The sequence below is a fragment of the Pseudomonas sp. R5-89-07 genome, from assembly GCF_003851685.1.
In the GTDB taxonomy this organism is placed as follows: domain Bacteria; phylum Pseudomonadota; class Gammaproteobacteria; order Pseudomonadales; family Pseudomonadaceae; genus Aquipseudomonas.
In genome coordinates, this window is the sequence record NZ_CP027727.1 from 5,685,542 (window position 1) to 5,706,472 (window position 20,931).

The following is a 20,931-nucleotide window of genomic DNA, read 5'->3' on the forward strand; positions in this document are numbered from 1 at the left end:
AAACCGTTGCGGCACGTTGCCGGGCTCAGTCCTGTACACTGCACGACCTTGGCAGCCACACTTTTCCCCGGCTGCGCTCCCGATCCTGGATTTTCCGGCCATGCAGAAAGAAACCGAAATCAAGCTCCGCGTCAGCCGCGAAACACTCGCCGCGCTGCGTGAGCACCCGCTACTGAAAAAACGCAACAAAAGTGGCTGGGAACGCCGTGAGTTGATGAACCAGTACTTCGACACCCCCGAACGCGACCTGGCCCAAGCCAAGGTGGCCCTGCGCCTGCGCAAGGACGGTGACGACATCATCCAGACCCTCAAGACCCGCGGCCAGAGCGTCGCCGGCTTGTCGGAACGTAACGAATACAACTGGGAACTGCCCAAAGCCAAGCTCGACGTGAAGAAACTCGACGGCGAATGCTGGCCCGAGCAACTGGCCGAGCTGGACAAAAAGACCCTCAAGCCGATCTTTACCACCGACTTCGTGCGCGAACGCGCCGAAATCGCCTGGGGTCGCGGCAAGGCCAAGGTAGTGATCGAAGCCGCCCTGGACCTGGGCCATGTGGTGGTCGGCAAGCAGAAGGAAGAAATCTGCGAGCTGGAACTGGAACTGCGCGAAGGCGAACCGGCCGCCCTGCTGGAACTGGCCGCCGAGCTGGCTGCGACCCTGGCGCTGATGCCGTGCGATATCAGCAAGGCTGAACGTGGCTATCGCCTGCATGACGCCAGCAGCTATTCCTTGAGCTTGCCGGCACCGCAGATCCACGCCGAAATGCCGTTGGACGATGCCTTCGCCGCAATCATGTGGCACCTGCTGGGCAGCAGCCAGCGCCTGGCCGAACAATATCGCTTCAATGGCCACTGGCGCCTGCTGCAGGATTGGGTCGAGAACCTCGGCGAATTGCGCGCCATGATCGGCAGCCTCGGCCAGGCCGCGCCGCGTCAGTCCACCAGCGAGCTGCGCAGTGCTTTGGACGCGTTGCTGGAAGACTGGCGCCCGCTGGTGCAGGCCGGTGACGACGATGAAGACATTCGCAAAGCCGCACCTGAACAGTTCGCTGAAGAACTGCAGGACGTGCGCTGGGGCCTGTTCTCCCTGAACACCTCACGCTGGCTGCTGGCCCGCACCTGGACCGCCGAGCGCAACGTGCGTGGCAACCGCCAGGGTGGCGCGCAGATCACCAACTGGCTGCCGCGCCTGCTGGCCGACGACGCCGTCGCCTTGCAACTGCAGCGCTACCAGCAGCAGCCGGAAGACCTGGCCGAGCAATTGCCGCGTATCGAACGCATCCAGGCCTGGCTGCACCATGCGCGTCAGGTGGTGGAAATCCCGGAACTGGACCGTTTGTACGGCGAACTGAACAAGTTGGCGCACCTGGCTAACCAGCCGATTACCGATGAGTCGCTGGATGCGCGGATGCATCAGGCGATTGCGGTTTATCAGAATCGTGCCTGGAAGATGCTTCTGCGCCTGTAAGATCGCCATCGGGGGCAAGCCCCCTCCCACATATAACTGCATTCCAAAGTAGGAACTCGGTCAACTGTGGGAGGGGCGGTGCGACGATTCGACTCGCCCCCGATGAGGCCGGACCTGCTAGCGCAACACTGGCAGGCTGGTGGTGGATTTGATCTCAGACAGCGCCACAATCGAATTGACCTCCTGAATCCCCGGCACCATCGACAACTTGTCGAAGAAAAACCGCTCATACGCCTCGATGTCCGACGCCACAATGCGCAACAGAAAGTCCACCGCCCCCATCAGCACGTAGCACTCCAGCACTTCCGGAAAGCCACGAATCGCTTCGGTGAACTCGGTGAAGTTGGACCGTCCGTGGGCGTTGAGTTTGACCTCGGCGAAAATCTGCGTATTGAGCCCGATCTTCTTGCGGTCCAGCAAAGTGACCTGGCCGCGGATCACGCCTTCCTCCTTGAGCCGCTGGATACGCCGCCAGCACGGTGACTGCGAAAGTCCGACCTGCTCGGCGATCTGTGCGCTGGAGAGCGAAGCGTCCTCTTGAAGCAGGGCCAGGATGCGGCGGTCGTATACGTCCAGCTCGCTGTGCATAGAAATACCTTTTAACTCGTTCAATTTGAATTATGTGATTCGATTACACGCTAATACAGGCGATTTTAGATAAGAAATCTCCCGGATTGAATGTAAAAATTTCTCCAGTCGAATCTGGAGAATCAGCATGCATGCCGTCGAAACCGTTCACTGTGTTACCCGCGTCGATGCATGGGCGGTCGATAGCCTTCACTGCGAGGCGCAGTATCAGATCGTCGCGCAGGCAGAACCGGATGTGTTGTGCCGGGTGCTGAATTATTTCGCGCTGCAATTTCTCACGCCCCGACAGGTAAGCATGAACAGGGAAGACGACCTGTTGCGCATCGACATCGTGATCGACGGCCTGAGCTGGCACCGCGCCCAGGTGATCGGTGAAAAGTTTCGAAACCTGATCAGCGTGTGCTCCGTGGAGTTGTGGCCGGCGGATGGCGTGCGGCCTCAAGCCGTGGCGGCGACGTTCGGGTAAAAGCCTGCAACACAGGCGCAGGGAGGATTTTCAGGTGCTGGCTAGGCTGGGATTACACCCGACGCCAACCAGGAAACATCATGCCCACCGCCCTGCAAGATCGCCCCTTGGAACTGCATCGATTACTGCCTGCATTGGTCGAGCAGGAAGTTATCAGCGCAGCGGTGGCGCAGCGCTTGTCGTCGGCCCCCCCCAGCACCCAGCATCCGCTGGAACGTATCGCCGCCGAAGGCCCGTGCCTGGAAACGCTGACGCAGTGGCTGGCCCGGCAGGTCGGCCAGCCGTATCTACGCATCGACCCGCTGAAGATCGACGTCGCGACGGTGGTGCCGTTGATGTCTCAGGCCTTCGCCCAGCGCCACGCCATTCTCGCGGTGGCCGTGGATACACACAGCGTCACGGTGGCCAGCACTCAACCCCACGTCAGTGCCTGGGAAGCCGGGCTGTCCCAGGTGCTCAAACGCTCGGTCAAGCGCGTGGTGGCCAGCCCTCAAGCCATCCAGCGCTGTATCAACGAATTTTATCGGCTGGCCAGGTCAGTCAGCGGCGCCGATCAGAACATGGCGGCGCCCGGCGGTGGCGAACTGCTCAGCCTCGGCGCCAGCGACAAGGAGCCGGACGCCAACGACGCGCATATCGTCAATATCGTCGATTGGCTCTTGCAGTACGCCTTCGGTCAGCGGGCCAGTGATATCCATATCGAACCTTGCCGGGATCAGGGCCGTGTGCGCTTTCGCATCGATGGGCTGCTGCATGACGTCTACCAGTTTCCGCCCCAGGTCACCACCGCCGTGGTCAGCCGCCTGAAAAGCCTTGGGCGAATGAATGTGGCCGAGAAACGCAAACCCCAGGACGGCCGCGTCAAGACCCGAACCCCGGCGGGCGCCGAAGTGGAGCTGCGCCTTTCGACCCTGCCCACCGCCTTTGGCGAGAAGCTGGTCATGCGCATTTTTGATCCTCAGGTGCTGCTCAAGAATTTCGACGAGCTGGGTTTGTCTGCCGACGATCAACAGCGCTGGCAGGCCATGACCCGTCAGGCCAACGGCATCATCCTGGTCACCGGCCCCACCGGCTCGGGCAAGACCAGCACGCTCTACACCACCCTCAAGCAACTGGCGAGCCGCGAGGTCAACCTGTGCACGGTGGAAGATCCGATCGAAATGGTCGAGCCGGCGTTCAACCAGATGCAGGTGCAGCACAACATCGACCTGACCTTCGCCAGCGGTGTCCGCGCGTTGCTGCGCCAGGACCCGGACATCATCATGATCGGCGAGATTCGCGACCAGGAAACCGCCGAAATGGCGATCCAGGCCGCGCTGACCGGGCACCTGGTGCTGTCGACCCTACACACCAACGATGCGCCGAGTGCCATCAGCCGCTTGCAGGAGCTGGGTGTCGCGCATTATTTGATCAAGGCCACCCTGATAGGCGTCATGGCGCAACGCTTGGTGCGCGTGCTGTGCCCCCATTGCAAAAGCGCCGTGGCTGAAGTTTATGAAGCTGTCGGCTGCGTGGAGTGCCGCGACAGTGGCTATCGAGGCAGAGCCGGGCTCTACGAAATCATGAGCCTGGACGAAACCCTCAAGGCGCTGATCACCCCCGGCGCGGACGTGCAGGCCTTGCGTCATGCGGCTCTGCGTCAAGGCATGCACAGCCTGCGGATGGCCGGCCTGCAAAAGGTGAAGGCCGGGCTGACAACGATGGCGGAAGTACTCAGGGTTACCCCTGGGGATTCAGTAACAAATCCGTTGTTTGTCGGACACTGAAACCGTTCTTATCCGTGACGAGGCCGTTACAATCAGCCGAACCTCGTATCACTGACATCACCAGATAGGGAATCGCTATGCAGATCGGAACCGTACTGCTTCTTTTCGTGGGGTTGGCCATTGCCATCCTGTTCATGGGCTTCAAGGTAGTGCCCCAGGGCTACCAGTGGACAGTCGAACGTTTCGGCCGCTATACCAACACGCTCAAGCCCGGCCTCAATATCATCATCCCGGTCATGGACCGCATCGGCCGCAAGATCAACGTGATGGAAAGCGTGCTGGATATCCCGCCTCAGGAAGTGATCACCGCTGACAACGCCACCGTGCAGATCGACGCCGTGTGCTTCTTCCAGGTGGTCAACACGGCCCAGGCCGCGTACGAGGTGAACAACCTCGAGCATGCCATCCGCAATCTGCTGCAAACCAATATCCGCACGGTGCTCGGCTCCATGGAGCTGGATGCCATGCTCAGCCAGCGCGACGGTATCAACGAAAAACTGCTGCGCACCGTCGACGAAGCCACGGCGCCGTGGGGCATCAAGATCACCCGTATCGAAATCAAGGACATCAGCCCACCCGCCGACCTGATGGCGGCCATGTCCGGGCAGATGAAAGCCGAGCGAATCAAGCGTGCCCAGATCCTCGAAGCCGAAGGCCTGCGAGCCTCGGCGATTCTCACGGCCGAAGGCAAGAAGCAGGCGCAGATCCTCGAGGCTGAGGGTAGCCGCCAGGCCGCCTTCCTCGAATCCGAAGCGCGTGAGCGTCAGGCCGAAGCTGAAGCCCGTGCGACACAAGTGGTATCGGAAGCGATCGCGTCCGGCAACGTGCAGGCGGTGAATTACTTCGTCGCGCAGAAATACATCGATGCCCTGGGCAAGCTCGCGTCGGCCAACAACAGCAAGGTGATCCTGATGCCGCTGGAAGCCAGCCAGGTGATTGGTGCCGTGGGCGGTATCGGTGAGATAGTCAAAGCAACTTTCGACAGCAAGAAAGGCTGAGGCCGCCACCATGTGGGATTTCCTGCAGCATCTTTCGTTCTGGGACTGGTTGGCGCTGGGCACCGTGTTGTTGATTCTCGAAGTGTTCGGTGCCGGTGGCTACTTGTTGTGGATGGGTATCGCCGCAGCTGCCGTGGGGGTGATCAAATTCATCGTCCCGCCCCTGGGGCTTGAGTGGCAACTGTTGCTGTTCGCCCTGTTGTCGATATTGACGGCAGTGTACTGGTGGAAACGCCAACGCAGCAGCGCCAAGGCCAGCGACCAACCCGGCTTGAACGAGCGCGGTTCAGAGCTGGTCGGGCGCACCTTCGTGGTGCATCAGGCAATTGTGGATGGCAGGGGCAAGGTCAAAGTCGGCGATGGCGTATGGATGGTCACTGGTACCGATGCACCTGTAGGCGCTCAAGTCCGCGTGGTTGGCCAGGATGGGGTGGTTTTAAAAGTTGAAACTGTTTAGTCAGTGATGGAACTGGATCAGGTTAACTACAATCAAAACGTACAGATAACCCACCGGAGTCACCCATCATGCGTCTTAAATATGCTGTCGCAACCCTCGCTGTGCTTTCCCTCCCTGTCGGCTCAGCCATGGCCGACAGCTTCTGGCGTAATGTCATCTCGTCGGGCGCCACCACCGGCTCGACTTACCTGACCTTCAAGGACCACAAGCTGGTGGTCGCCGCCCAGGACGACGCAGGCAGCTTCGTTGCCAGTGACGGCGGCATCCGCGGCCCATACCTGGAAGCCGCCATGCAGAAAGTACGCGCCGACAACCCTGGCCTCCAGGCCACGGATATGGAGCTGGCCAACGCCATCCTCGCGAAGAACGCTGTTACCGAGTAACAACTGCGCGTTAGAAAAATGCCGCTTTTTCAAGCGGCATTTTTTTGTCTGCAACGTGACGAATCGTTCACGGGCGACAGGCTATATTCAGTCGAGCCATGCAACCATGCAGGACTCACACGTCCATTACTTATCGCCTAACTGAAACGGATGCCTTCTTCGTCATGAGCCAACAGCCCTTCCTGCCGTTCTCCAAACCTACCATTGATGAAGCCACCATCTCGGCGGTCGGCGATGTGCTGCGTTCCGGATGGATCACCAGCGGGCCGAAGGTGCAGGCGTTCGAAGCGCAACTGTCGGAATATTTCGGCGGCCGTCCGGTACGCACCTTCAACTCCGGCACCTGCACCATGGAGATTGCCCTGCGCATCGCTGGCATCGGGCCTGGAGATGAAGTCATCACCACACCGATTTCCTGGGTTGCCACGGCCAATGTCATCCTCGAGGTAGGCGCCACCCCCGTATTTGCCGATATCGACCCGGTGACCCGCAACATCGACCTGGCCCAGGTGGAAGCGGCGATTACCCCGCGCACCAAGGCGATCATCCCGGTGTATCTGGCCGGATTGCCCCTGGACATGCCGATGCTTTACGCGCTGGCCAACAAGTACAACCTGCGCATCGTCGAGGATGCTGCCCAGGCCCTGGGTTCCAGCTGGGACGGAGAACGCATCGGCGCTACCGGTGACTTCGTGTCGTTCAGCTTCCAGGCCAACAAGAACATCACTTCATCCGAAGGCGGCTGCCTGGTGCTGAACAACGCCGAAGAAGCCCGTCTGGCCGAAAAATATCGCCTGCAGGGTGTGACCCGTAGCGGTTTCGATGGCCTGGATGTGGACGTGCTGGGTGGCAAATTCAACATGACCGATATCGCCGCCGTCATCGGCCTGGGGCAATTTGCCCATATCGAGAAAATTACCGCCCACCGCCAGAACCTGGCGCGGCACTACTTCGAATGCTTCGGCAGTGATTTTGAAGAACAGTACGGCGCGCAATTGCCGCCGGCCGACTTCGAGAACAGCAACTGGCACTTGTTCCAACTGGTATTGCCGGAGCGTCAGGACGGTTTGCCTGCCCGCGCCACCTTTATGGAACAGATGCAGGCCCACGGCGTCGGCATTGGCTATCACTACCCGCCGATCCACCTGCTGAGCCTGTATCGGGCACAGGGGTTCAAGGAAGGCATGTTCCCGGTTGCGGAGAAAGTGGGACGTTTGATCGTGTCGTTGCCGATGTTTACGGCGATGACAGAGACGGATGTAGAGCGAGCCGTGGCGGCGGTAAAAGCAGTATTGAAAGCAGACTGATCACCTAATGTGGGAGGGGGCTTGCCCCCGATGGCGGAGTGTCAGCCAATGCATCTTTGACTGAACCACCGCTATCGGGAGCAAGCCCTCCCACATGGGCCTTGCGTTTACTCGCCGATAGCGGCTTTGTAGCCGGCAGCGTCAAGTAGCTTGTCCAGATCAGCCGGGTTGCTTGGCTTGAGCTTGAAGATCCAGGCGCCGTAAGGGTCGGAGTTCAACAGCTCAGGACTACCACTCAACTCTTCGTTGACGGCAATCACTTCGCCAGCCACCGGCGCATAAATATCCGAAGCTGCCTTCACCGACTCAACCACACCCGCCTGCGCTTCTGCGTCAAATTTGGCGCCAACCTCAGCCAATTCAACAAACACTACATCACCCAAGGCTTCCTGTGCATGGTCGGAGATCCCCACGGTCACGGTGCCGTCGGCTTCCAGACGGGCCCACTCATGACTTTCGGCAAAACGCAGGTCGGCAGGGATATTGCTCATAGTCTGTGTCCTCAAGAAGAAATGTCAGCAGCCATTGGCCTGCCGGAAAATAGTTAGATCAAGGTTTTGCCATGGCGCACGAAGGTCGGCTTGACCACTCGAACCGGGTACCACTTGCCGCGGATTTCCACTTCGGCCCGGTCGGCAGTTGCCGTCGGCACGCGCGCCAGTGCAATGGATTTGCTCAGCGTAGGTGAGAAACTACCACTGGTGATCTCCCCTTCGCCAACATTGGCGATACGAACCACCTGGTGAGCGCGCAAAACCCCACGCTCTTCCAGGACCAGGCCCACCAGTTTGAACTGCACACCGGCCGCTTTTTCTGCTTCCAGCGCGGCGCGGCCGATGAAGTTGCGCGAGGCCGGCTCCCAGGCGATGCTCCAGGCCATGTTGGCGGCCAGGGGTGACACCTGCTGGTGGATATCCTGGCCGTACAGGTTCATGCCGGCCTCCAGGCGCAAGGTATCGCGGGCACCAAGGCCAATGGGGGAAATGCCGGCGCCCACCAGGTCGTTGAAAAAACCTGGCGCCTGGTCGGCAGGCAGGACAATCTCCAGGCCGTCTTCGCCGGTGTAACCGGTGCGGGCGATAAACCAGTCGCCATCGGCCTGGCCTTCGAACGGTTTGAGCTGGTGAATGAGGCTGCCACGGGACTGAGTCACCAGTTCGGCGATCTTCTGCCGCGCGAGGGGACCTTGAATGGCGAGCATGGCCAGCTCCGAACGCTCCTGGAGCTGCACTTCATAGTGACCCAGTTGCGCCTGCATCCAGGCCATGTCCTGGTCGCGGGTGGCGGCGTTGACCACCAGCCGGTAACCGGTTTCGGTGCGGTAGACGATCATGTCGTCCACCACCCCGCCCTGCTCGTTGAGCATGGCGCTGTACAACGCACGGCCGCAGCCGTGCAATCGAGCGACATCATTGGCCAGCAGGTGCTGGAGCCATTCCTTGGCCTGAAGGCCGCTGACATCGATCACGGTCATATGAGATACATCGAACACCCCGCAGTCGCGTCGCACTTGGTGGTGCTCCTCAACCTGCGAGCCGTAATGCAAAGGCATATCCCAACCGCCAAAATCGACCATTTTCGCGCCGAGGGCGAGATGCAGGTCGTACAGAGGCGTACGCTGTCCCATGGGTTTCTCCTTCCGGGCTTGGCGAAGGTGCGCAGAGCCACCGCTAGTGCCGCAAGCCTTGAATGACAAGGCCTGCAGACACACGCGGCGCCCCGTCTCGAAAGACGCGGCACACCGAATGCCGCGCATTGTAGCCGCAAGCCGTAGGACTGGCACCTAACCGATTTGTCTCGCGGAGCGTCGGATCAGTCCGATGACCGGCAACAGCCCGACCAGCACCAGGGTCAGCGCCGGCAGCGAGGCCCGCGCCCATTCCCCTTCACTGGTCATTTCGAAGATCCGTACCGCCAGGGTGTCCCAGCCAAACGGGCGCATCAGCAAGGTGGCGGGCATTTCCTTGAGTACATCGACGAACACCAGCAGCGCCGCGCTCAGCGTGCCGGGCAGCAACAACGGCAGATACACCTTGTAAAACAGTCGTGGCCCACTCACCCCCAGGCTTCGCGCGGCCTCGGGCAACGACGGGCGGATACGCGCCAGACTATTTTCCAGAGGCCCGTAAGCCACCGCCAGAAAACGCACCAGATAGGCGAGCACCAGCGCCGACAGGCTGCCCAGCAGCAATGGTTTACCCGCCCCGCCCAGCCAGCCCGACAACGGCACCACCAGCTCACGGTCCAGGTAACTGAAAGCCAGCATGATCGACACTGCCAGCACCGAGCCGGGCAAGGCATAACCGACATTGGCCAGGCTGATGCCGGAACGAATCGCCCGCGTCGGCGCCAGGCGGTTGGCGAACGCCAGCACCAGCGCCACGCTGACCGTTATCAGCGCCGCGATCCCGCCCAGATACAGGGTGTGCACGATCAGGCCGCTGTAGCGCTCATCCAGATCGAAGCGGCCGCGCTGCCAGAACCAGGCCACCAGTTGCAGCATCGGAATCACAAATGCGCAGGCGAACACCACGCCACACCAGGCACTGGCCGCTGCCGCCTTGAACCCATGCAGGTGGTACAACGCCTTGCCCCGCGGGCGCTCGTTGCTGGGCCGACTCGCTCCGCGGGCGCGCCGCTCACCGTACAGCACCAGCATCACCACCAGCAGCAACAGGCTGGCCAGTTGCGCCGCGCTGGACAGGCTGAAAAAGCCGTACCAGGTCTTATAGATGGCGGTGGTGAAAGTATCGAAATTGAACACCGAGACCGCACCAAAATCCGCCAGGGTTTCCATCAAGGCCAAGGCGACACCCGCACCGATCGCCGGGCGAGCCATGGGCAGCGCCACGCGCCAGAACGCTTGCCAGGGCGACTGGCCGAGCACCCGTGCCGCTTCCATCAGGCCCTTGCCCTGGGCCAGGAATGCCGAGCGCGCCAGCAGGTAGACGTAGGGGTAGAACACCAGCACCAATACGATGATCACCCCGCTGGTGGAACGCACACGCGGCAGGCGCAGCCCTGCACCGAACCACTCGCGCAGCAGGGTTTGCACCGGGCCTGCAAAATCCAGCAGCCCCACGAACACGAAGGCCAGCACATAGGCCGGAATCGCAAAGGGCAGCATCAGCGCCCAATCCAGCCAGCGGCGCCCCGGGAATTCGCACAGGCTGGTCAGCCAGGCCAGGCTCACGCCCAGCAACGTCACGCCAAGACCGACGCCGAGCACCAGCGTCAAGGTGTTACCCAGCAAACGCGGCATCTGGGTGTCCCACAGGTGGGACCAGATCTGCTGGTCGATGCTTTGCCAGGACAGCAACAGCACGCTAAGCGGCAGCAGCACCAGGGCGGCGACGCTGAAGACCGGCAGGTACCAGCGGCGTTGGGCGGGATGGGCCAAGGCTTAACTCTCTGGGAAGGGTGAACACAAAACAATGTGGGAGGGGGCTTGCCCCCGATTGCGGTGAATCAGCCACTGATGATTAGACTGACACTCCGCCATCGGGGGCAAGCCCCCTCCCACACTTTGATCCGCGGCGACTTACAAAATCAGTTCCAGCCGGCGCGATCCATCAAGCGGATAGCCTCGGCCTGGCGCTTGCCCGCCACTTCCACCGGCAAGGTATCGGCCACGAATTTGCCCCAGCTCGCCACTTCGGGCGACGGCGGCACCGCCGGGTTGGCTGGGAACTCCTGGTTTACATCGGCGAAGATTTTCTGCGCTTCGGGCGTGGTCATCCACTCCACCAAAGCCTTGGCCGCCTCTGGGTGTGGCGCGTGCTTGGTCAAGCCAATACCCGACAGGTTCACATGCACGCCACGGTCGCCCTGGTTCGGCCAGAACAGCTTCACCGCCAGGTCCGGCTTCTGCTTGTGCAGGCGCCCGTAGTAGTAGGTGTTGACGATACCGACATCGCATTGCCCGGCATTGATCGCCTCCAACACCGCGATATCGTCGGAGAACACGTCGGTAGACAGGTTATTCACCCAGCCCTTGACGATTTCTTCAGTCTTGCTCGCGCCATGGGTTTCGATCAGCGTGGCGGTGAGTGACTGGTTGTAGACCTTTTTCGCCGTGCGCAGGCACAGGCGGCCTTCCCACTGTTTGTCGGCCAGGGCTTCGTAGGTGGTCAGGTCGCCCGGTTTTACACGGGCGGTGGAATAGGCGATGGTACGCGCGCGCAGGCTCAAGCCGGTCCAGGCGTGGGCCGAGGAGCGGTATTGCAGCGGAATGTTCTTGTCGATCACCTCGGAGGTGAACGGTTGCAGGATGCCCATTTGCTCGGCCTGCCAGAGGTTGCCGGCATCGACAGTGAGCAGCAGGTCGGCGGTGGCGTTTTCGCCCTCGGCCTTGATGCGCTGCATCAGCGGGGCTTCCTTGTCGGTGATGAATTTGACCTGCACACCGGTTTTCTGGGTGTAGGCGTCGAACACCGGCTTGATCAGTTCATCGATGCGCGAGGAGTAGACCACCACTTCGTCGGCGGCCTGCACGGTGGTGCTGCCGATCAGGGTGAGTGCCAGGGCAGTCAGGAGGCGCTTGGGTGCCAACATGGGTGCGGTCGCTCATTTGCAAAAAGAGGGCAAATGATAAGGACTCACATTTGGTAACGCTTGATGGAGGCGTTACCAGATGTTGCACGGTTTGAGGTATGTGTGAGGGCTGGCGACCTCATCGGGGGCAAGTCGAATCGTCGCACCGCCCCTCCCACAGGAGGCCGCATTTTAATTTACAGTTTGGCGAGGTTCGGGAGGTCGCCGCTCAGGCCCAGGGCCTGGCGTACAAACAGTGCCTTGGCTTCGGGCATTTGGTCGACCATTTTCAAGCCGGCATTGCGCAACCAGCGCAATGGCAGTTGATCAGCCTGAAACAAACGTTCGAAGCCTTCCATCGCGGCCATCAGCGCCAGGTTATGCGGCATGCGCCGCCGCTCGTAGCGGCTCAGCACCTTCACATCCGCCAGACGCTCGCCACGTTCGTTGGCCGCCAGCAGCACTTCGGCCAGCACCGCAGCATCCAGAAACCCCAGGTTCACGCCCTGCCCCGCCAGCGGATGAATCACGTGGGCCGCATCGCCAATCAGCGCAAGGCCCTCGGCCACATAGCGTTTGGCGTGGCGCTGACGCAACGGCACGCAGACGCGCGGGTCGGTGCTGATCACGTTGCCCAGGCGCCCTTCAAAGGCACGCTCCAGTTCCCCACAGAAGCGCTCGTCATCCAGCGCCATCAGGCGCTCGGACTCCGCCGGCGTGGTCGACCAGACGATCGAGCACCAATCCTCTTGCCCATCCCGCACCAGCGGCAAGAACGCCAGCGGGCCGGTGTCGGTAAAGCGTTGCCACGCCGTGCGCTGGTGCGGCTGGCTGCTGCGCACGCTGGTCACGATGGCGTTATGCAGGTAATCCCATTCGCGGGTGGGGGTGCCGGTCAAGCGGCGCACCGCGGAGTTGGCACCGTCGGCGGCGACCACCAGCGGCGCACGCAGCTTGCGGCCATCGGCCAGGGTCAGCAGCCAGTCATCGCCGGAGCGGCGCATCTGCTCCAGGCGCGCATTGGCCAGCAGGCCCAGGTCGCAATCATGCAGGCGGTCCAGCAAGGCATCCTGGACCACGCGGTTTTCGACGATATGCCCCAGCACCTCGGCATGCACGCTGGCCGCCGAGAAGTGGATCTGCCCGGTGCCGCTGCCGTCCCACACTTGCATCTGGCCGTACGGGCTGGCGCGACGCTGGACAATGCCATCCCACACGCCAAGGCGCTCCAGAATGCGCTGGCTGGCGGCGGACAACGCACTCACCCGAGGTTCAAACGCCGCTGCCGGCTCGAACGGCTTGACGCTCAGCGGGCTGCCGTCAAGCATCAATACCTGCAGGCCACTGCCCTGCAACGCCAGCGCCAGGGCGCTTCCGACCATTCCGGCCCCGACAATCAGCACATCTGCGCGCATGTCCATAGTCAAGCCTGTCTCGCTGGCGGCTTGCGCCGCACGTAAAGGGTTTTGTCGACTCGCGCCACCAAGGTGCCGGAGCCGTCATGAATCTGGACCTTGAGGCGAGGCAAATATTTCTCGCCATCGGCGGTCTGCCGGCGCACCTCATCGAGCAAGGTGTCGTCGATGGAAAACTCGGCATACACCGGGCCTTTGCCCGGCGCGATGAAGTCGATGCTGGCGGCCTTGTCCCACACGATGTAGTCGCGGCCCAGGTTCTCCATCAGCATCAGCATGTAGAACGGATCGACCATCGAATACAGGCTGCCGCCGAACTGCGTGCCCACATAGTTGCGGTTATACCAGCCCAGACCCATGCGCACTTTGACGTGACGAAAGTCGGCGCTCATGTGCTGCACGCTGACGCCGGCGCCCAGATACGGCGGATAGAGCGTCATCACCCAGCGCAACAGCCGCGCCTTGCCCAGCCGCCCGACCAGCCACTTACGCATCGGAGCGCGTACCCAGGCCCATGGCCTGGCGGGCGAACCAGCGCTTGGCCGGCGGCAGCAGATCCAGGCCGAGCAGGCCCATGTTGCGCCCCAGCGCAACCAACGGTTGCCCGCTGCCAAACAGGCGCGTGACCTGGTCGGAGAAGCCCACGGTCAACTGCTGGTCCAGGCGCTGGCGCTCGCGATAGCGTTGCAGCGTTGCCAGGTCCCCGGGCACTTGCGGCCCGGCCAGCAAGGCTTCGGCCAGGGCATTGGCATCGCGCAAGGACAGGTTGAAGCCCTGCCCGGCGATCGGGTGCAGGCTGTGCGCCGCATTGCCCAGCACCACCAGGTGCGAGCGCACTTGCTCCTCGGCTTCCACCAGGGTGAGCGGATAAAGATGTCGCGCGCCCACTTGTTTCAGGGTGCCCAGGCGATAGCCGAACACGTCCTGCAATTGGCTCAGGAAACTGCGCTCATCGAGGTTGGCCAGGCGCTGGGCGTCCATACCGATGCGGGTCCAGACCAGCGCACAGCGGTTGTCGGGCAGCGGCAGCAAGGCCATCGGGCCGTCATCGGTGAAACGCTCGAACGCTTCGCCGTTGTGGGCTTCGCTCGGGGTGATGTTGGCGATCAGCGCGCTCTGGTTGTAGGGCCGGGTTTTCACGCCGATGCCCAGTTGCTCGCGCAAGCCGGAGCGACCGCCATCGGCCAACACCGCCAGATCGCACTCCAGCACGGTTTCGTCGTTGAGGGTCAGGCGATAGCCATCCGGCAGCGGCTCCATGCGCGTGACCTCCGCCGGGCAGCGCCAGCTCACCACGTCCTTGTCCAGGCCTTGCCACAGGCACTGGCCGAGCCAGGCGTTTTCCACCACATAACCCAGGGCCGGCACGCCCTCTTCCAGGGCAGACAAACGTGCGGTGGAGAAACGCCCACGGTCCGACACGTGAATCTGTTTGATCGGCTCCGCGCGCCGGGAAATCGCTTGCCACAGGCCCAGGCGCTGATAAATCTGGCGGGCGCCGAAGGACAACGCCGAAGAACGCGCATCGTAGCTCGGCTGGTAGCTGTCACCCGGAGCGAAGGGCTCGATCAGGGCGATGGTCCACCCGCGCGCCTTGGCCCCGGCCTGCAACGCCAGTGCCAGGCTGGCACCCACCAGGCCGCCGCCGATAATCGCCAGGTTGACCCGGCTCATCGGGCAGCCGCCATCAGCGCTTCGATCTCGGCCACCGTCTTGGGCACCGCGCCGGTCAGGATTTCACAGCCTTGCTTGGTCACTATCACGTCGTCCTCGATGCGCACGCCAATGCCACGCCACTTCTTCGCTACGCTCTGGTTGTCCGGTGAAATATAGATTCCCGGCTCCACGGTCAAGGCCATGCCGACTTCCAGCACACGCCATTCACCGCCCACTTTGTACTCGCCCACATCATGCACATCCATGCCCAGCCAGTGACCGGCGCGGTGCATGTAGAAGGCGCGATAGGCCTCGCTGGCGATCAGCTCGTCAACCTCGCCTTGCAGCAGCCCCAGCTTGACCAGCCCGGCAGTGATGACCTGCACGGTCGCCTCATGCGCCTGGTTCCAGTGCTTGTTCGGCGCGATCTGCTGGAAGGCGGCTTCCTGGGAGGCCAGCACAATTTCGTAGATCGCCTTCTGTTCGGGCGAAAACTTGCCATTGACCGGCCACGTGCGAGTGATGTCACTGGCGTAGCAGTCGATCTCGCAACCGGCATCGATCAGCACCAGGTCGCCGTCCTTGAGCAACGCGTCATTCTGCTGGTAATGCAGGATGCAGGTATTACGCCCGGCGGCGACGATGGAGCCATAGGCCGGCATTTTCGCGCCGCCTTTGCGGAACTCGTAATCCAGCTCGGCCTCCAGGCTGAACTCATGCAGGCCGGCACGGCTGGCCTGCATCGCCCGCACATGGGCCGCGCAGGAAATTCGCGCTGCCTCGCGCATCACCTTCACTTCCGCCGCCGATTTATACAGGCGCATATCGTGCAGCAAATGATCCAGGGCAACGAATTCGTTCGGCGGCTGGGCGCCCAGGTGCGCCTTGGAGCGGATCACGTTGATCCACTCCATCAGATGCCGGTCAAATTCGGCATTGCTGCCCATGGCCGAATACACCCGGTCACGGCCTTCGATCAGGCCGGGCAGGATGTCGTCGATATCGGTGATGGGAAACGCATCGTCCGCCCCGTAATCACGGGTCGCGCCTTCAGTGCCGGCGCGCAGGCCATCCCACAATTCGCGCTCGGCGTTGCGTTCGCGGCAGAACAGCACGTACTCGCCATGCTGGCGACCGGGCATCAGCACGATCACCGCCTGCGGTTCGGGAAAACCGCTCAGATACTGGAAGTCGCTGTCCTGGCGGTAGACATGCTCCACATCGCGATTGCGGATCGCCACGGCGGCGGCGGGCAGGATGGCGATGCTGTTGGGTTCCATCTGCGCCATGAGCGCCTTGCGGCGACGGGTGTATTCCGCTTTGGGGATATGGATCATGGGCAGATGGGTTTCCTCTCTTAGTGCAGCGACGGCTTGGGTGCCGCCGGTTCAGCGGACTTCTTGGTCTCGGTGAACAACAGCAATGGCGCGACGCGCAGGTATTCCATGACTTCCATGTAGTCGCCCTCGCCATCTTCGGACTCTTCCAGGGCGTCTTGTACCTGGGAGATGGCTGCCAGGTCCTGCAGCACTTCCTTGGCATCGGTGCTCAGTTCCAGGCCGCCGGCGTTCACGCCGAAACCGTGGAGGAAACCCTGGCACCATTGGCCCAGTGCAGCGGCGCGTTCGGCCAGCGGCGCATCGTCGGTCGGCAGCAGCAGGACCACGGTGACGTCATCACCGGTCAGCTCGCCCTTGACCATCTCTTGCAGGCCGATCAGCGCATTGCGCACGTTATCTTCAGGTTCCTTTTCCAGCAGCTCGGCCACATCGGCCAGCCAGTTGTCGGCATCGAAGCCGACACCGGTGCAGCTGCGGCCCAACAGCACGCCGTGCAGTTCAGCAGGCGAGCAAGGATGACCGCTGGTGCTCAGCAGTTTGGAAAAAGCGTCGTACGGGGAGTTCTGAATGGGCATGGTGAGCTAGGCGCCAGACGGCGCAATGTCTAGAATGGAGCGCTGTATCCTAGCACCGGCAGACGTACCAAGACTATCGAGGGCGTCAGATCGTTTATCCTGCAGTTGCCATTCATCAGACAAATCCAGTGGAACCCAATGGAAGACACCGACCTGCAAGCGCTGATGGCCAGACTCGAACTGCTAATTGATCGGGTCGAGCAACTTAAGAGTCAAAACGGACTCCTACTAGCTCAGGAAAAGACCTGGCGCGAGGAACGCGCTCACCTCATTGAAAAAAACGAAATCGCCCGGCGTAAGGTCGAATCGATGATTTCGCGCCTGAAGGCCCTGGAGCAAGACTCATGAGTTCAAGCAATAGCGTTACCGTGCAGATCCTAGACAAAGAATATTCGATCATCTGCCCCCAGGAAGAGCGCAGCAACCTGGTGAGCGCTGCCCGCTACCTGGACGGCAAGATGCGCGAGATCCGCAGCAGCGGCAAAGTGATCGGCGCCGACCGCATCGCCGTGATGGCCGCGCTGAACATTACCCACGACCTGCTGCATAAGCAGGAGCGCCCTGATGTGCAGGCCAGTGGCTCGACCCGTGAGCAAGTGCGCGACCTGCTCGAACGCGTTGATCTGGCGCTTTCAACCGATTCAGACACACCCAAGGGCTGATTGCCGAGTCTGTTTAAGGTATACTCGCCTCACTCCCTGGCGTGTTTGCCAGTCGGCGATGTCCCGGAGCCGATTCGCACTACCCTGGAAGTTGCACGTTGGGCTGGTGTGCATGTCCGCTAGACGGAAAGCCTTAAAGCCTACTGCTTCTTCCACCTTGAACTTTCGGGTTCAAGGGCTTAGTCGACAGCGGCTCTGCCGGGGAGCCTGAATCCCAAACTCAATGCCAGTCCCAGGACTGGCATTGTTTTATGAGCCGAAAAGCCATGACCGAACCTGCGCCGCTCTCCCGTCCGCAACTTCGACGCATGTTGCGCAAAGCCCGCCGCGCCCTCACGCCGCGCGAGCAGCGCCAGGCCGCTTTGGGCCTGTATCGGCAACTGGCGCAGCACCCGCTGTTTCGCCGGGCCAACCATATTTCCTTGTATCTACCGACGGACGGTGAAATCGATCCGCGCCTGCTGCTGCGCGCTGCCCAGCGCCAGGGCAAGGCCACCTACCTGCCCGTTTTGAGTGCGTGGCCGCGGACCAAGATGGTGTTCCAGCGCGTGCGGCCTGGGGATAAGTTGCTGCCCAACCGTTTTCGCATTCTCGAGCCACGGCCCAATGCCCAGCGCCAACGCAAGGTGTGGGCCCTGGACCTGGTGCTGCTGCCGCTGGTGGGGTTCGATGATGAGGGTGGGCGATTGGGCATGGGTGGCGGATTCTATGACCGCAGCCTGGCCTACCTCGCACGGCGCAAAAGCTGGCGCAAGCCAACGCTGCTGGGGCTGGCCCATGAGTGTCAGCAAGTGGATCGCTTGGCGCAGGCGAGTTGGGACGTGCCGCTGGCGGGCACTGTCACCGATAAGCATTGGTATGTTGCACAAACGTCGCTGGAACCAGCGACGCCTTGAAGTGGTGTCAGCGCTTGAATTGCTGTTGCACAGGCGAGAGTTCAACCGGTGCATCGGTCTTGTTCGACCACAGGCTCTGGGCATACCCGGTGGTCACGACGCCCAGACCAAACAAAATAACCAATATCCATAGTAAATCCGGTTTACGTTGCATCGATTGCCCCCCTTCAGGCACCTCGTACACGATGACAACAACGTTCCAAAGTAGTCCGTTGCAGCTGCGCCAAGCTTAAAAGCCGGCATTCTGAGGTAACGTGAACCAACACGCAAACCTTGACGTCAACCGACTGTCGGTTTGTCACGGCATTGCCCGACAACTTGCCCAATGCCTTTTTCAGGAGCCCAAAAATGGCCTATTGGCTGATGAAATCCGAGCCTGACGAACTGTCCATACATGACTTGGAAAAGCTCGGCCAAGCCCGCTGGGACGGGGTGCGCAATTACCAGGCGCGCAACTTTCTACGAGCCATGGCGGTGGGCGATGAATTTTTTTTCTACCACTCCAGCTGCCCGGAGCCGGGCATTGCCGGCGTCGGTAAAATCATCGAGGCCGCCTATCCCGACCCGACCGCACTTGAGCCGGACAGCCATTATTTCGACGCCAAGGCCACCCCGGAGAAAAACCCGTGGAGCGCAATCGACGTCGCGCATGTGCAGACCTTTCCCAAGGTGCTGGGCCTGGGCTACCTCAAACAGCAGGCCGCGCTGGCCGAATTGCCTTTGGTGCAAAAAGGCAGCCGGCTCTCGGTGATGCCGGTCACTGCCGAGCAGTGGGCGGCGGTGATGGGTTTGCGTTGAGGCGTTACTGGATGATCAGGTTGTTGAACAACAGGTCTTCTACCACCGGCTTGCCGGTCTCATCGTTCATCACCTGCTGGGTTTGTTTCAACGCTTCCTGACGCAGCTTTTCCTTACCTTCAACGCTGCTCATGGTTTCGTTGGTCTGTTGGGTAAACAGCGCCACCAGTTGGTTGCGAATCAACGCATCGTTGGCTTTGACCGCTGCGGCGGCCTCGGTACCGGTCACGCGCAGGGCGATATCGGCCTTGAAGACCTTGAGCTTGGCCGTGCCATCCAGCCCGTAGTTGCCCACGAACGGCGGGGTGAGGCTGATATAGCTGACTTTCGGCGCCTCGCCCTCTTTGGCTTCTTCGGCCTGGGCTGCCATCGGCAAGGTCAGGGCCAGCATCAACAGGATCCACGCTTTCACAGTTCATTCCTCGAATTCGGTTGCCGGGTAGCATAACGCTAGCAAGGCTGAGCACAAGCTTATGGGGGCTTATCAGGCGCGGGCATGCTCGTTGACCCACGCGCGTACCCTCCTACACTTATCGGCCACGATGCCAAAAGGAATAGTCCGATGAAAGCTGTGCTGTGCAAAGCCTTCGGCCCCGCCGAAACCCTGGTGCTGGAAGAGATCGCCAGCCCTGCGATCAAGAAGAACGAAATCCTGCTGGACGTGCACGCGGCCGGGGTGAATTTCCCGGATACCCTGATTATCGAAGGCAAGTACCAGTTCAAGCCACCCTTTCCGTTTTCGCCGGGTGGCGAAGCGGCGGGCGTGGTGAGCGAGGTTGGGGAGAAGGTCAGCCACTTGAAAGTCGGTGATCGTGTAATGGCCCTGACCGGCTGGGGCAGCTTTGCCGAGCAGGTTGCGGTGCCTGGCTACAATGTGCTGCCGATCCCGCCCAGCATGGACTTCAACACCGCCGCCGCCTTCAGCATGACCTACGGCACCTCGATGCACGCGCTGAAACAGCGCGCCCACCTGCAACCCGGCGAAACCCTGTTGGTACTCGGCGCTTCCGGTGGCGTGGGCCTGGCCGCCGTGGAAATCGGCAAGGCCATGGGCGCGCGGGTGATCGCCGCCGCCAGCAGCGCCGACAAGCTCGCGGTGGCCAAGGCGGCCGGCGCCGATGAGCTGATCAACTACAGCGAAGCCAACCTCAAGGACGAGGTCAAGCGCCTGACCGACGGCAACGGCGCCGACGTGATCTACGACCCTGTGGGTGGTGACCTGTTTGACCAGGCCATCCGCTCAATCGCCTGGAACGGCCGCTTGCTGGTGGTGGGCTTTGCCAGCGGGCGCATTCCGGAACTGCCGGTAAACCTGGCGCTGCTCAAGGGCGCGGCAGTGGTGGGCGTATTCTGGGGCTCGTTTGCCCAGCGTCAGCCGCAGGACAATGCGGCGAATTTTCAGCAGTTGTTCACTTGGTACGGTGAGGGCAAGCTCAAGCCGTTGGTGTCGCGGGTGTATGCGTTGGAACAGGCTGCCCAGGCAATCAATGACCTGGGGCAGCGCAAGGCGGTGGGCAAGGTGGTCGTTCAAACCCGCTGACCGGTATGAAATGCATTCAAATGTGGGAGGGGGCTTGCCCCCGATGGCGGTTATTCAGTCAACCTATTCACAACTGATCCACC

The 20,931-nt window shown here is 61.5% G+C and carries 24 protein-coding genes and 1 other RNA gene; 13 read left to right on the forward strand and 12 right to left on the reverse strand.

Annotation, left to right across the window (positions count from 1 at the left end; translation table 11 throughout):
- Positions 1 to 100: 100 nt before the first annotated feature.
- Complete coding sequence (locus C4J94_RS26110) at positions 101 to 1,468, forward strand: inorganic triphosphatase (protein ID WP_124388671.1); 1,368 nt, start codon at positions 101 to 103, stop codon at positions 1,466 to 1,468.
- A gap of 117 nt (positions 1,469 to 1,585) precedes the next feature.
- On the opposite strand, the gene C4J94_RS26115 is transcribed toward C4J94_RS26110, so the two are convergent.
- Complete coding sequence (locus C4J94_RS26115; RefSeq protein WP_043046970.1) at positions 1,586 to 2,056, reverse strand: Lrp/AsnC family transcriptional regulator; 471 nt, start codon at positions 2,054 to 2,056, stop codon at positions 1,586 to 1,588.
- Positions 2,057 to 2,183: 127 nt separating this feature from the next.
- Between C4J94_RS26115 and C4J94_RS26120 the strand changes: the two genes are divergently transcribed.
- The 6 genes from C4J94_RS26120 to C4J94_RS26145 all read left to right on the forward strand — a co-directional run bounded on the left by C4J94_RS26120 (position 2,184) and on the right by C4J94_RS26145 (position 7,433).
- Complete coding sequence (locus C4J94_RS26120; protein WP_124388672.1) at positions 2,184 to 2,522, forward strand: hypothetical protein; 339 nt, start codon at positions 2,184 to 2,186, stop codon at positions 2,520 to 2,522.
- Positions 2,523 to 2,602: 80 nt separating this feature from the next.
- On the forward strand, positions 2,603 to 4,288 hold the full coding sequence (locus C4J94_RS26125) for a GspE/PulE family protein (protein WP_124388673.1): 1,686 nt from the start codon (positions 2,603 to 2,605) through the stop codon (positions 4,286 to 4,288).
- Positions 4,289 to 4,365: 77 nt separating this feature from the next.
- Positions 4,366 to 5,286 (forward strand): SPFH domain-containing protein, encoded by a 921-nt coding sequence (locus C4J94_RS26130; protein ID WP_122485113.1) that lies wholly within the window; start codon positions 4,366 to 4,368, stop codon positions 5,284 to 5,286.
- A gap of 10 nt (positions 5,287 to 5,296) precedes the next feature.
- A complete protein-coding gene (locus C4J94_RS26135) occupies positions 5,297 to 5,743 on the forward strand; it encodes an NfeD family protein (RefSeq protein ID WP_124388674.1) in 447 nt (148 codons plus the stop codon).
- 68 nt (positions 5,744 to 5,811) lie between these two features.
- Positions 5,812 to 6,126: a DUF2388 domain-containing protein gene (locus tag C4J94_RS26140; protein ID WP_003176799.1), complete on the forward strand. Its 315-nt coding sequence runs from the start codon at positions 5,812 to 5,814 to the stop codon at positions 6,124 to 6,126.
- 164 nt (positions 6,127 to 6,290) lie between these two features.
- On the forward strand, positions 6,291 to 7,433 hold the full coding sequence (locus C4J94_RS26145) for a DegT/DnrJ/EryC1/StrS aminotransferase family protein (protein WP_124388675.1): 1,143 nt from the start codon (positions 6,291 to 6,293) through the stop codon (positions 7,431 to 7,433).
- A 107-nt stretch (positions 7,434 to 7,540) separates the two neighbouring features.
- Here C4J94_RS26145 and gcvH read toward each other — a convergent pair whose 3' ends face one another.
- The 9 genes from gcvH to C4J94_RS26190 form a co-directional block, all read right to left on the reverse strand.
- Complete coding sequence (gcvH, locus tag C4J94_RS26150) at positions 7,541 to 7,924, reverse strand: glycine cleavage system protein GcvH (protein WP_124388676.1); 384 nt, start codon at positions 7,922 to 7,924, stop codon at positions 7,541 to 7,543.
- A 53-nt stretch (positions 7,925 to 7,977) separates the two neighbouring features.
- Positions 7,978 to 9,060: a glycine cleavage system aminomethyltransferase GcvT gene (gcvT, locus tag C4J94_RS26155; protein ID WP_124388677.1), complete on the reverse strand. Its 1,083-nt coding sequence runs from the start codon at positions 9,058 to 9,060 to the stop codon at positions 7,978 to 7,980.
- 156 nt (positions 9,061 to 9,216) lie between these two features.
- The gene (locus C4J94_RS26160) at positions 9,217 to 10,833 is read right to left on the reverse strand and encodes an iron ABC transporter permease (protein ID WP_124388678.1); all 1,617 of its coding nucleotides are present in this window, start codon (positions 10,831 to 10,833) and stop codon (positions 9,217 to 9,219) included.
- A 149-nt stretch (positions 10,834 to 10,982) separates the two neighbouring features.
- A complete protein-coding gene (locus C4J94_RS26165) occupies positions 10,983 to 11,987 on the reverse strand; it encodes an extracellular solute-binding protein (RefSeq protein ID WP_124388679.1) in 1,005 nt (334 codons plus the stop codon).
- Positions 11,988 to 12,163: 176 nt separating this feature from the next.
- Positions 12,164 to 13,381: a 2-octaprenyl-3-methyl-6-methoxy-1,4-benzoquinol hydroxylase gene (locus C4J94_RS26170; RefSeq protein WP_164485631.1), complete on the reverse strand. Its 1,218-nt coding sequence runs from the start codon at positions 13,379 to 13,381 to the stop codon at positions 12,164 to 12,166.
- Positions 13,382 to 13,389: 8 nt separating this feature from the next.
- Positions 13,390 to 13,875, reverse strand: a complete 486-nt coding sequence (locus C4J94_RS26175) for a DUF4442 domain-containing protein (protein ID WP_124388681.1) — start codon at positions 13,873 to 13,875, stop codon at positions 13,390 to 13,392.
- A complete protein-coding gene (gene ubiH / locus C4J94_RS26180; protein ID WP_124388682.1) occupies positions 13,868 to 15,055 on the reverse strand; it encodes a 2-octaprenyl-6-methoxyphenyl hydroxylase in 1,188 nt (395 codons plus the stop codon). The genes C4J94_RS26175 and ubiH overlap by 8 nt, the downstream gene beginning before the upstream one ends.
- Positions 15,052 to 16,374, reverse strand: coding sequence for a Xaa-Pro aminopeptidase (gene pepP, locus C4J94_RS26185; protein WP_124388683.1), 1,323 nt, complete (start codon positions 16,372 to 16,374; stop codon positions 15,052 to 15,054). Before pepP ends, ubiH begins: the two co-directional genes overlap by 4 nt.
- A 20-nt stretch (positions 16,375 to 16,394) precedes the next feature.
- Positions 16,395 to 16,952 (reverse strand): YecA family protein, encoded by a 558-nt coding sequence (locus C4J94_RS26190; RefSeq protein WP_124388684.1) that lies wholly within the window; start codon positions 16,950 to 16,952, stop codon positions 16,395 to 16,397.
- A gap of 138 nt (positions 16,953 to 17,090) precedes the next feature.
- Here C4J94_RS26190 and C4J94_RS26195 point away from each other — a divergent pair, with 138 nt between their 5' ends.
- The 4 genes from C4J94_RS26195 to C4J94_RS26210 all read left to right on the forward strand — a co-directional run bounded on the left by C4J94_RS26195 (position 17,091) and on the right by C4J94_RS26210 (position 18,510).
- Positions 17,091 to 17,300: a TIGR02449 family protein gene (locus C4J94_RS26195; protein WP_003177365.1), complete on the forward strand. Its 210-nt coding sequence runs from the start codon at positions 17,091 to 17,093 to the stop codon at positions 17,298 to 17,300.
- Positions 17,297 to 17,614: a cell division protein ZapA gene (locus C4J94_RS26200; protein WP_124388685.1), complete on the forward strand. Its 318-nt coding sequence runs from the start codon at positions 17,297 to 17,299 to the stop codon at positions 17,612 to 17,614. The genes C4J94_RS26195 and C4J94_RS26200 overlap by 4 nt, the downstream gene beginning before the upstream one ends.
- A gap of 30 nt (positions 17,615 to 17,644) precedes the next feature.
- A non-coding RNA gene (gene ssrS / locus C4J94_RS26205) (6S RNA) lies at positions 17,645 to 17,823 on the forward strand.
- A gap of 57 nt (positions 17,824 to 17,880) precedes the next feature.
- A complete protein-coding gene (locus C4J94_RS26210) occupies positions 17,881 to 18,510 on the forward strand; it encodes a 5-formyltetrahydrofolate cyclo-ligase (RefSeq protein ID WP_124389044.1) in 630 nt (209 codons plus the stop codon).
- 7 nt (positions 18,511 to 18,517) lie between these two features.
- Here the strand turns inward: C4J94_RS26210 and C4J94_RS27670 are convergent, their stop codons facing one another.
- Positions 18,518 to 18,664: a hypothetical protein gene (locus C4J94_RS27670; RefSeq protein ID WP_015886446.1), complete on the reverse strand. Its 147-nt coding sequence runs from the start codon at positions 18,662 to 18,664 to the stop codon at positions 18,518 to 18,520.
- Between the two features lie 194 nt (positions 18,665 to 18,858).
- On the opposite strand from C4J94_RS27670, the gene C4J94_RS26215 reads away from it, so the two are divergent.
- A complete protein-coding gene (locus C4J94_RS26215) occupies positions 18,859 to 19,308 on the forward strand; it encodes an EVE domain-containing protein (RefSeq protein WP_124388686.1) in 450 nt (149 codons plus the stop codon).
- Between the two features lie 4 nt (positions 19,309 to 19,312).
- Here the strand turns inward: C4J94_RS26215 and C4J94_RS26220 are convergent, their stop codons facing one another.
- A complete protein-coding gene (locus C4J94_RS26220) occupies positions 19,313 to 19,720 on the reverse strand; it encodes a flagellar basal body-associated protein FliL (RefSeq protein WP_124388687.1) in 408 nt (135 codons plus the stop codon).
- A gap of 150 nt (positions 19,721 to 19,870) precedes the next feature.
- Here C4J94_RS26220 and C4J94_RS26225 point away from each other — a divergent pair, with 150 nt between their 5' ends.
- Complete coding sequence (locus tag C4J94_RS26225) at positions 19,871 to 20,848, forward strand: NADPH:quinone oxidoreductase family protein (RefSeq protein WP_124388688.1); 978 nt, start codon at positions 19,871 to 19,873, stop codon at positions 20,846 to 20,848.
- The last annotated feature ends 83 nt before the right edge of the window (positions 20,849 to 20,931 follow it).

Coding starts and splice junctions, on each gene's coding strand:
- C4J94_RS26140 (WP_003176799.1), top strand. CDS start 5,812: ATGCGTCTTAAATATGCTGTCGCAACCCTCGCTGTGCTTTCCCTCCCT.
- C4J94_RS26215 (WP_124388686.1), top strand. CDS start 18,859: ATGGCCTATTGGCTGATGAAATCCGAGCCTGACGAACTGTCCATACAT.
- C4J94_RS26135 (WP_124388674.1), top strand. CDS start 5,297: ATGTGGGATTTCCTGCAGCATCTTTCGTTCTGGGACTGGTTGGCGCTG.
- C4J94_RS26165 (WP_124388679.1), bottom strand. CDS start 11,987: ATGTTGGCACCCAAGCGCCTCCTGACTGCCCTGGCACTCACCCTGATC.
- gcvT (WP_124388677.1), bottom strand. CDS start 9,060: ATGGGACAGCGTACGCCTCTGTACGACCTGCATCTCGCCCTCGGCGCG.
- C4J94_RS26195 (WP_003177365.1), top strand. CDS start 17,091: ATGGAAGACACCGACCTGCAAGCGCTGATGGCCAGACTCGAACTGCTA.
- C4J94_RS26200 (WP_124388685.1), top strand. CDS start 17,297: ATGAGTTCAAGCAATAGCGTTACCGTGCAGATCCTAGACAAAGAATAT.
- C4J94_RS26120 (WP_124388672.1), top strand. CDS start 2,184: ATGCATGCCGTCGAAACCGTTCACTGTGTTACCCGCGTCGATGCATGG.
- C4J94_RS26210 (WP_124389044.1), top strand. CDS start 17,881: ATGACCGAACCTGCGCCGCTCTCCCGTCCGCAACTTCGACGCATGTTG.
- C4J94_RS26115 (WP_043046970.1), bottom strand. CDS start 2,056: ATGCACAGCGAGCTGGACGTATACGACCGCCGCATCCTGGCCCTGCTT.
- C4J94_RS26130 (WP_122485113.1), top strand. CDS start 4,366: ATGCAGATCGGAACCGTACTGCTTCTTTTCGTGGGGTTGGCCATTGCC.
- pepP (WP_124388683.1), bottom strand. CDS start 16,374: ATGATCCATATCCCCAAAGCGGAATACACCCGTCGCCGCAAGGCGCTC.
- C4J94_RS26110 (WP_124388671.1), top strand. CDS start 101: ATGCAGAAAGAAACCGAAATCAAGCTCCGCGTCAGCCGCGAAACACTC.
- C4J94_RS26170 (WP_164485631.1), bottom strand. CDS start 13,381: ATGCGCGCAGATGTGCTGATTGTCGGGGCCGGAATGGTCGGAAGCGCC.
- C4J94_RS27670 (WP_015886446.1), bottom strand. CDS start 18,664: ATGCAACGTAAACCGGATTTACTATGGATATTGGTTATTTTGTTTGGT.
- C4J94_RS26190 (WP_124388684.1), bottom strand. CDS start 16,952: ATGCCCATTCAGAACTCCCCGTACGACGCTTTTTCCAAACTGCTGAGC.
- ubiH (WP_124388682.1), bottom strand. CDS start 15,055: ATGAGCCGGGTCAACCTGGCGATTATCGGCGGCGGCCTGGTGGGTGCC.
- C4J94_RS26225 (WP_124388688.1), top strand. CDS start 19,871: ATGAAAGCTGTGCTGTGCAAAGCCTTCGGCCCCGCCGAAACCCTGGTG.
- C4J94_RS26125 (WP_124388673.1), top strand. CDS start 2,603: ATGCCCACCGCCCTGCAAGATCGCCCCTTGGAACTGCATCGATTACTG.
- gcvH (WP_124388676.1), bottom strand. CDS start 7,924: ATGAGCAATATCCCTGCCGACCTGCGTTTTGCCGAAAGTCATGAGTGG.
- C4J94_RS26175 (WP_124388681.1), bottom strand. CDS start 13,875: ATGCGTAAGTGGCTGGTCGGGCGGCTGGGCAAGGCGCGGCTGTTGCGC.
- C4J94_RS26145 (WP_124388675.1), top strand. CDS start 6,291: ATGAGCCAACAGCCCTTCCTGCCGTTCTCCAAACCTACCATTGATGAA.